At 35.3% G+C, this 8,623-nt stretch carries 9 protein-coding genes and 3 rRNA genes; 5 read left to right on the forward strand and 7 right to left on the reverse strand.

Annotated elements, in window-relative coordinates:
• Both BR72_RS16890 and rrf read left to right on the forward strand, forming a co-directional pair.
• A 23S ribosomal RNA gene (locus BR72_RS16890) occupies nucleotides 1–119 on the forward strand; the annotation flags it as partial.
• A gap of 50 nt (nucleotides 120–169) precedes the next feature.
• Nucleotides 170–285: ribosomal RNA gene (gene rrf, locus BR72_RS16895) — 5S ribosomal RNA — on the forward strand.
• 73 nt (nucleotides 286–358) lie between these two features.
• On the opposite strand, the gene BR72_RS16900 is transcribed toward rrf, so the two are convergent.
• Nucleotides 359–577, reverse strand: coding sequence for an alpha/beta-type small acid-soluble spore protein (locus BR72_RS16900; protein WP_035434756.1), 219 nt, complete (start codon nucleotides 575–577; stop codon nucleotides 359–361).
• 384 nt (nucleotides 578–961) lie between these two features.
• On the opposite strand from BR72_RS16900, the gene BR72_RS16905 reads away from it, so the two are divergent.
• A complete protein-coding gene (locus BR72_RS16905; RefSeq protein WP_035434757.1) occupies nucleotides 962–1,339 on the forward strand; it encodes a VOC family protein in 378 nt (125 codons plus the stop codon).
• Between the two features lie 180 nt (nucleotides 1,340–1,519).
• Here the strand turns inward: BR72_RS16905 and BR72_RS16910 are convergent, their stop codons facing one another.
• The 6 genes from BR72_RS16910 to BR72_RS16935 form a co-directional block, all read right to left on the reverse strand.
• Nucleotides 1,520–2,257, reverse strand: a complete 738-nt coding sequence (locus BR72_RS16910; protein WP_035434758.1) for an ABC transporter permease — start codon at nucleotides 2,255–2,257, stop codon at nucleotides 1,520–1,522.
• Nucleotides 2,250–3,170: an ABC transporter ATP-binding protein gene (locus BR72_RS16915; protein ID WP_035434759.1), complete on the reverse strand. Its 921-nt coding sequence runs from the start codon at nucleotides 3,168–3,170 to the stop codon at nucleotides 2,250–2,252. The genes BR72_RS16910 and BR72_RS16915 overlap by 8 nt, the downstream gene beginning before the upstream one ends.
• A gap of 78 nt (nucleotides 3,171–3,248) precedes the next feature.
• Nucleotides 3,249–4,265: a sensor histidine kinase gene (locus BR72_RS16920; protein ID WP_035434760.1), complete on the reverse strand. Its 1,017-nt coding sequence runs from the start codon at nucleotides 4,263–4,265 to the stop codon at nucleotides 3,249–3,251.
• A complete protein-coding gene (locus BR72_RS16925; RefSeq protein WP_035434761.1) occupies nucleotides 4,252–4,968 on the reverse strand; it encodes a response regulator transcription factor in 717 nt (238 codons plus the stop codon). Before BR72_RS16925 ends, BR72_RS16920 begins: the two co-directional genes overlap by 14 nt.
• Nucleotides 4,969–5,170: 202 nt before the next feature.
• The gene (locus BR72_RS16930; protein ID WP_035434762.1) at nucleotides 5,171–5,947 is read right to left on the reverse strand and encodes a MerR family transcriptional regulator; all 777 of its coding nucleotides are present in this window, start codon (nucleotides 5,945–5,947) and stop codon (nucleotides 5,171–5,173) included.
• Nucleotides 5,948–6,054: 107 nt separating this feature from the next.
• Nucleotides 6,055–6,993, reverse strand: a complete 939-nt coding sequence (locus tag BR72_RS16935) for a helix-turn-helix transcriptional regulator (protein ID WP_035434766.1) — start codon at nucleotides 6,991–6,993, stop codon at nucleotides 6,055–6,057.
• Nucleotides 6,994–7,104: 111 nt separating this feature from the next.
• Here BR72_RS16935 and BR72_RS25030 point away from each other — a divergent pair, with 111 nt between their 5' ends.
• Nucleotides 7,105–7,962: an alpha/beta fold hydrolase gene (locus BR72_RS25030; protein WP_051957350.1), complete on the forward strand. Its 858-nt coding sequence runs from the start codon at nucleotides 7,105–7,107 to the stop codon at nucleotides 7,960–7,962.
• Between the two features lie 445 nt (nucleotides 7,963–8,407).
• Nucleotides 8,408–8,623: ribosomal RNA gene (locus BR72_RS16945) — 16S ribosomal RNA — on the forward strand; the annotation flags it as partial.

The raw sequence follows: 8,623 nt of genomic DNA on the forward strand, positions 1-8,623 counted from the left end.
GATTTCCCATAGCGTTAAGCTAGTAAGATCCCTGAAAGATGATCAGGTTGATAGGTTCGAGGTGGAAGCGTGGTGACACGTGGAGCTGACGAATACTAATAGATCGAGGACTTAATCAAACAATATGAAGCAAATGTTATCTAGTTTTGAAGGAATATACCTTCATAAGTCTGGTAATGATGGCAGAGAGGTCACACCCGTTCCCATACCGAACACGGAAGTTAAGCTCTCTAGCGCCGATGGTAGTTGGGACTTTGTCCCTGTGAGAGTAGGACGTTGCCAGGCAAAAAACCTAAGTCAATTTGACTTAGGTTTTTTTGTGTTTGTGTATTTTAATTGTTCACTTTATGTAAATTTTTTAATGGACTCTATATTGACCCACTAACTTCTCTTCACCCATCCGAACAAGACGTTTTGTGATCTCTCCTCCGACAGAACCATTGGCACGTGCAGACGTTTCAGGACCAAGTGTGACTCCAAGTTCACGAGCAATTTCATATTTCATTTGCTCAATTGCACTTGTAGCACCTGCAATAAGAATTTCATTTGTATTATAACCGTGTCTTTGAATATTCATAATTACACCTCCTTTATATTTGTATATAATGTGCTCTTAATTGCGATGAATATACATGTTATACTCAATATTTTTATTTTCGTTTTGTGTTCTCCTCAGAAGATTGTGTTTCATCTTTATGTTCTACCGATTTTTAATTCGTGGCACATTCACTTCTTCTCTAAGTGAACTCTATATTTTTACTCTTCTATCTCTTAACGTATAAATTCTTATGTATTACATATTAATCTCTCTTAATTAAACATGAATATGCTATATGGTAACTCCTTCTAACTTCGGTACGTTATTCACAAGCTAGGGTATCAATTATTCGAACAAAAAAGAAGGCTTTAGCGTAAATGTGAACGAATAAAATAATGAAAAACTTCTAAGGGGGATATAGCAATGTCGCAATCATTATTGGCTGGAATGGAAGGTGTATTTATACCAGTCAAAGATCCAAAAATTTCAGCGAAATGGTATGAAGAAAAATTAGGATTTAAACTTATTTATATTGAGAACGAAGCTGCAGTTATGAAAATCGAAGAAGGTTCACAAACAGTAGTATGTCTTGTAAGAACTGTTAATCATCAACCAATGAAGTTTCCTGAGAATAACTTTGGAGTGGGAAAGTACTATAACTTTATCCCTAAGGATATTAATGAGACTTACCGACTGTTAATTGAACGTGGTGTCAAAGTAAATTCTATTAGTGGAGAAGGGACTACTAAATTCTTTACATTTTTTGATCCTGACGGAAACCCTTTAGGTGCCTGTCAATAAATCTATATAATGCTTATTATGTGAATGAAAGAGTCCCTTCAGAACTTCTGAAGGGATTGCTTCAAGGTTTTGCGATACTTTAGTTTTTGTTAACAAAAAGTGCTTTCATGTGCAGGAAACCCTTTGTAGTCTACAACTATTTTTTCATGAGGCACTACTACTTCTTGATGAGTAGCTAAATCAATGAATATCCACTCTTTTGAAATAGAATATTGTTGCGATGAAGCCGATAATAGCTGTAGCGGCAATGATCACATAAGAATATTCTGGTGGATATGTTGGTTGGAGTTTGTTATTTACGATATCTATTGTTGCCGCCCAAGGGAATAGATCTTTATGTTCTGAATTGGCGGTCATAACATTTATCATTGTAATAACGATGGTTAATATAATAGGTGACACATATGTTTTCATTATAAGAGTTAGAAATACAATAGGAGTGGATAAGATAAAAAGAAATCCGCCCCCTATTAAAAACTTCATGAAAGACTGTAGAATTAATGCATTACTTAGACCAGGAAAGCTTCCTAATAATCCTAATAGTAGAGTTAATCCCCAAGAAACCATAGTCAATGTCATAATCCAAATAAAAAGGAGAATAAACTTGCTAATGATAAATCTAATACGTGATACAGGGATCGTTAATAAATTTTTTAATGTGTTTTCTGTATACTCACGGTTAAAGAGATAAGCAGTGACAACTCCGTATAAAGGAACTCCAATTACTAAAAGGGTATATAGATGGGCGTCAGTAAATAAATCGGTAAACAGAATAGCTTTAGTGGGCTGTTTTGTTTTTACGTGTATATATGATGCGACTACTATCATAAAAGGTGCTACAGCTGCCCCGATAATACTAATTAAGAACATATTAGATCGTTTCAATTTTAATAGTTCCGTATATAGTAGATTAACCAATTGTCCCACCTCCAACCAATTTGGTGAAGTAATCCTCTAATCGGTCTTCGCTCATTATAATTTTTAATACTTCAATATCGTTTTGAACAAACATTTTATTAATCTGTCCTTGTTGTCCGAAGTGAGAATAAACGCGAATATTTCCTTCGTCATGTACTTCATAATCAAAAATATGAAATTGTTTTTCTAAAAGCATCGCAGCTTTATTATCTTCGTTTACTTGGAATTCTAAGTATTTACGATTTGTTTTTCGAAGTGCATCGAGAGAAATCTCTTCTAATAACTTCCCTTCATGAATAATTCCCATATGATCAACTAGCTGTTCGACCTCAGCTAAAATGTGGCTGGAAATTAATATCGTAATATTTCTTTCTTGCGCTAAAGATTTAATAAGCTTGCGCATTTCTTTAATACCAATTGGATCTAAACCATTTGTCGGTTCATCAAGTATTAATAGTTCTGGATAGTGGAGAAGTGCTCTTGCGATTCCTAGCCGTTGTTTCATTCCTAAAGAATATTTACCTACCAGCTTTTTTGTTTCATGCTGCAAGCCGACAATTTCTAGTGCTTCTTCAATAGCATTCTTTTTATGCACTCCGATTATTTTTGCGTTAATTAATAAGTTCTCTCTCGCAGTAAGGTTTTCATAAAAACCTGGAACTTCAACGATAGAACCAATTCTTCTTAAAATTTCTTTTTGATTTTGAGAAAAATCCTCTCCAAATATCTCGATTTTTCCGCTTGTAGGCTTTATGAGACCTAATAGCATTCGAATAGTCGTTGTTTTACCTGCACCGTTTCGTCCGATGAACCCATAAATGTCCCCTTGATTTACTGTTATATTGAGATTATCCACTGATTTTTGATTGCCATAAATTTTAGTAAGATTTGTAGTTTTTATAATTGCGCTCATTTTGGAACACCCACTTTCTATGACATCTTACTTACATAATAAAAAGGAGGATTTAACTGTGGCTTAATCATTTCTTAACTATTTCTTAAAAGTAGTTTGCTTTGGAATGGAAAAGCCGAATGTAGTTTGCTCCCATGGGATGCTTTCTACCCATATGTCTCCGTCATTTTTTTCGACGAGAGCTTTTGCGATAGCGAGTCCCAGACCACTACCACCATGTGAAGCATTCCTTGATTGGTCACTTCTATACATTCTTTCAAATACGTTTTCTAAATCGTTATTTGAGATTCCAGGTCCTTTGTCCCAAATGAGTAGTTGGTATGCAGACGTGGTTTCTAGTAGTTCTATTCCCACTACCTTCCCAGTTTTCCCGTAATATATCGCGTTTTTTATGAGGTTACCTATAATTCGTACAAGACTAAGGGGATCCGCTGTAATAGGGCAAGGTGTTTCTGGAATATGAACTTGCAATTCTATGTTCTGTTTTGATAGTTCAGGTAAAAATTCAATTAGCGATTCTCTAGTAATCTCAGCAAAATCGAGAGACTCTTTCTTTATAGGAAATTCATCTGCATCTAGCTTAGCCATATTAAATATTTGATCAACTAACTGTTTCAAGCTGTTTGATTTCTTTGAGAGTATTTCGAGATATTCTCGTCTTTCATCTTCTGAAGAAGCAATCCCATCTTTTAAAGCGTCAACATATCCAATAATGGAAGTAAGGGGTGTTCGAATATCATGTGAAATACTAGATAAGAGCTGTTTTCTAGCCTCTTGCGATTTTCTAGCATCAACTTGTACCTTTTCTAGCTCTGTAATCAATTCATTTATAGAAAAAATGACATCATCTAAAGAATTATCATTGGTTGTGTATAGCCTTGTATGTAAATTCCCATGAATCGCTCGTTGTAAGCTAGTAATAATAGACTTTCGGCTTTGAATAAAGTGGGTTCTTATTAAGAAAAGACTTATCGTGATAAGAAATAATACCGTAAATAAAATGAGTTTAAATATATGACTCATTTCAATAAATAGAAGTATCGTAATAATGATTAGCTGAAATAAAATCAGATAGAGAACTTTATCGTTTTTCATCTTTTTCACCTACAAATTTATAACCGATACCCCATACAGTTTGAATAAATTTAGGGTTTGAAGGGTCTGCTTCGATCTTCTTTCTAAGCTTTCTAATATGTACCATAACTGTATTATCATCTTCTATATAGTTACTGTCCCAAACGTTGCGAAAGAGTTGCGTTTTCGTAAATACTTGTTCGGGGTTAGAAGCGAAAAACTTTAGTAACTCTAGTTCTTTCGCTGTTAAAGCTATTTCTTCTTCATCTACAGTAACTGTGTATTTTTTCAAATCAATGGTTAGCCCTTTGAACGAAATGACTGTTTGTTCATGAAGGGTAGCGTCGCTTCCTAATACTAAAAAACGTCTCATAAGGGCTTTTACTCGTGCCACTACTTCATGAATACTGAAAGGTTTTGTAATATAATCATCTGCGCCTATGCTTAATCCTAAAATTTTATCTACTTCATGATCTTTAGCAGTAAGCATTAATATAGGGATGTTTGTTTGCTCTCTAAGTCTTTTGCATACTTCGATCCCATCTATTTTCGGCATCATTAGATCTAATATGACGAGGTTATATTGGTTTTGCTTAAATAAATGAAGAGCTTCTTCACCATCGACTGCTGTATCTACTGTATAGAATTCTCTTTCAAGGTATTTTTTTAACAAATCTCTTATTTCTTTTTCATCATCAGCTATAAGTACGCGAACGGTCTCCATTGTTTCACCTGCTTCTAAATTGGGATTTGGTTGTATGAATTAATTATATACTATGAATTGGTGAAATAAGGTAGATTATAAACTCAATTACGATGATGACTATATTTATCCATAATAAATAGCCTATTTTGGAAAAAGGTTGATCCAAACAGGCTACTTCTTTTATTCTAATGCGAACTTGTTTTATATATGTACAGTCGTCTTAATCTATCTTTGGATCATACATACCATTTTGAATCATATAATACTCCATCGCTTGGTTTAACCATTCCTCTTCCTCTTTTGTGTATGGAGAAGGAGTCATGTTTTCAAGTTCTTCTTTTTCTAATTCTTCTATATCTTGTATAGCGTACATCGCTTCTTTACCAACAAATTTAAGCGTTGTTTTCATATGTTTATCCATTAACTCTTGTACCTCGGGAGTATGAACTGGTCTTCCTGTTAATCTTTTTACTTCCTTAGACAACTTGATAAATTCTTTATCTAATGCGATCATTTCTTCCTCAGGCTTGTTAAATAACCAATCAGCTATTTCTTTTGATGTATGTTGTTCAATCCATAGTTGTTGGTGTTTTTCTGCTTGCATGCTGTTTATTAAACTCATTAAGATTGTACTGTCCACTTCTTCTTTATCTTCTATCAATCGAATCGTACGATTAATCGCTTTTAGCGCCGTTTCGATTTGTTCTTTTTTCTGTTCAAAAGCCCTTTTTTGGTTTTGTAGCGTATCGTGTAAGGTTACGTTCAAACTAGATTCATTCATCATTTTACTAATTTGGTCCAAGCTATAGCCTAAAAATTTAAAACCAACAATTTTTTGCAGCGTAAGCACGTCCTGCTCGGTGTATTGGCGGTGACCAGAATGAGGGTGCTTTTCAGCTTTGAGTAACCCAATTTCATCATAATAATGTAATGTTCGTATGGATGTCCCGGTCTTTGTAGAAAATTCTCCGATTGAATATGTGCTGTTAATACTCATGCTATATCTATCTCCTTTTCTATGTCAATTTGGTTACTTTGAACATACAGCCTCACGTAACTGTAGGTGCAAGTAAAACTTCAGTAGATTTGAAATAAGGAGACGCTTTATATTTTTTTGTACCGGCTAATAACTTCCAGCGCTTTTTCCCGTACAAATTGTATTAATTCTACAGGCTCCTCTATTAATATTTCCGCCCCAAGACTAAGGAATAGTCCTCCGATAAATGGTATATCTGACTCTCTAAACTGTTCTTCGATTACTCCCGTACCATTAGGGATAACTTGAATCCATTCCCCAATAGGATGAGGATCTAGCATTTTACAGCCTTTTTTAGTTAATGTTGCTCGCAAAGTAAGTTCTTTTGGTGAGGCTTCTGTTTGATTTAACCATTGTGGAATGGTCATATCTACTGGAATCGGCTCTGAGAAATCGTGTTGTATTTTAAGGGAAATAATGCGATCGACTCGAAATGGTACATTCCTTTTTCGTTTATAACAAAATGCAGGGGAGTACCATATTCCGTTAGCTAGAACGAGTCCATAAGGAAAGATTGTTCGGATTGAATATCCGGACCGGGATTCATACTCTATTTGCAGGTGTTTTTTGTCTAATGATGCTTGTAAAAGTTCTTTGAGGTAATGGTTTTTAAAGCTTCTTTTCGGAGAATCAATAGCTAGTCTATCTTGTAATGTCTCAATTTTTTGAAGCATCTCTACGGACATACCGGAACGGATTTTAGTAATGGTTGATATAATTTCTTGTGTAAAAGGTCCATCCTCTAAAAGTTTATAGGATAGCAGTAATCCTGTTGCTTCTTCTGGTGTTAATGAGATAGTAGGAAGTTTTTGCTCCCTTATAAGTGTGTAGCCACCATTTGGCCCGGGGGAAGAAAAAAGAGGGACACCCATTTCGCTTAATAGATGTAAATCCCTAAGTATCGTTCTTTTGGATACTGAAAATTCATTTGCTAATTCTTGAGCGGTAAAGCGATGTTTTGTATTTAGTGTAATTAATAGCTCAAATAATCTTCCTGTTCTAGACATAAAAATATCTCCTGGTATTAGTGACATTGTTTGTCATCAATATACGATAAAATAAATGAGAAGTCACGAAGTTCCCTTCATGAACTAGGGGGAATAAAGGGGGATTAGGGAATGAAAGAATACACGGTAAATACAAAGGGAGTAAAAATTAAAGCGTATGAGTATAGCCAGAATGGTGAGCCAATTTTATTCCTGCATTATATGGGAGGAAGTGCAGCAATTTGGCGAAGTATTGTTCCAAAGTTTACAGAAGAATATCGGGTAATTGCTATCGATATAAGGGGGCATGGCAATACGGATCATCCTGAAAATGGATATCAACTTGAAACTTTAGTTGAAGACATTCGAGAGGTACTAGATGTCCTCGGCATTCATAAGACTCATATAGTAGGAAGTTCGCTTGGTTGTTATGTTGGTACAATGTTCGCATCCACGTATGCAGATAGGGTTATTTCCTTAGTTAATTCTGAAGGAGCTTTAGTCAATCATTCAGGAGATGGCGGCTTGTATACTGAATCGAAAGAAGAACATATAAATAAGTGCTTTTCTAATCCGGAGCAGGAATTTGATTCAAGAGAAGATTTGATACAGTATATGAAAAAGACATGGCTGCCATGGAATACGAACAGAGCTTTAGTTATGGAGGATTATAAGCCTCGAGAACTTCCGAATGGAAAAGTGACGTTTGTGTCTAAGAAGGAGAATATGAGACAGATTGCGGAAGATCTTTATGATAGAAGGTTAGAGGATTTGTATGATCATGTTCAATGTAGAGTATTATTTCTACCAGCGGAAAAAGAAGGGGACCTTAATAAGAAATTAGCATTCATAAAAAATGTTGAATGTAAATTAAGTGAAAGTAAAACAGTTGTAATTCCTGGGTCGTCTCATGCTATGATGTTTGATCATGCAGCGGAATTGGTTCGTGAAATTAAGGTTTTTTTGAATTCTTCCTATAAGTTAACGTAATTGTGAATTGCTGTCGGTTTTATCCCGCATTAAGGGACAGTAACCCCCCGCCTCAAGATTCCGAAAAAATCGAAGAAGATAGGTGGGGGATAACTGTCCGTAAAAGTCCGATTGGGCGGTTTTTTATCAGTGGGGGAGTATTCATCTAAATTCACTTTGATTTTTTACATATAAGTGGCAGCTACACAAAACAAAATAATGTAACTAGGAATATCAAAAAAATTAAAAAAGCTATTGACTATTATTGTATAGAGGAGTAATATTATACGAGTCGCTGCTGCAACAAAGCAGAAAGCGAAAATAAAATAAAAAACTTAGTTGACATTGAATGACTGAGATGTTAACATAAGAAAGTCGCAATTGAGCGGCGGATGAGTTCTTTGAAAACTGAACGAAACAAACAACGTGAAACGTCAATTTTTATTTATGATGCTAGACAAACACTTTATTGGAGAGTTTGATCCTGGCTCAGGATGAACGCTGGCGGCGTGCCTAATACATGCAAGTCGAGCGAACCAATTAAGAGCTTGCTCTTAAGAAGTTAGCGGCGGACGGGTGAGTAACACGTGGGTAACCTGCCTATAAGACTGGGATAACTCCGGGAAACCGGGGCTAATACCGGATAACATTTTGCACCGCATGGTGCGAAATTGAAAGGCGG

Source organism: Bacillus sp. UNC322MFChir4.1, assembly GCF_000746135.1.
GTDB lineage: Bacteria > Bacillota > Bacilli > Bacillales > Bacillaceae_G > Bacillus_A.

Excerpts from the sequence above, each read along its gene's own strand:
- BR72_RS16920 (WP_035434760.1), bottom strand. The coding sequence starts at position 4,265 with ATGAAAAACGATAAAGTTCTCTATCTGATTTTATTTCAGCTAATCATT.
- BR72_RS16905 (WP_035434757.1), top strand. The coding sequence starts at position 962 with ATGTCGCAATCATTATTGGCTGGAATGGAAGGTGTATTTATACCAGTC.
- BR72_RS16935 (WP_035434766.1), bottom strand. The coding sequence starts at position 6,993 with ATGTCTAGAACAGGAAGATTATTTGAGCTATTAATTACACTAAATACA.
- BR72_RS25030 (WP_051957350.1), top strand. The coding sequence starts at position 7,105 with ATGAAAGAATACACGGTAAATACAAAGGGAGTAAAAATTAAAGCGTAT.
- BR72_RS16925 (WP_035434761.1), bottom strand. The coding sequence starts at position 4,968 with ATGGAGACCGTTCGCGTACTTATAGCTGATGATGAAAAAGAAATAAGA.
- BR72_RS16930 (WP_035434762.1), bottom strand. The coding sequence starts at position 5,947 with ATGAGTATTAACAGCACATATTCAATCGGAGAATTTTCTACAAAGACC.
- BR72_RS16915 (WP_035434759.1), bottom strand. The coding sequence starts at position 3,170 with ATGAGCGCAATTATAAAAACTACAAATCTTACTAAAATTTATGGCAAT.
- BR72_RS16900 (WP_035434756.1), bottom strand. The coding sequence starts at position 577 with ATGAATATTCAAAGACACGGTTATAATACAAATGAAATTCTTATTGCA.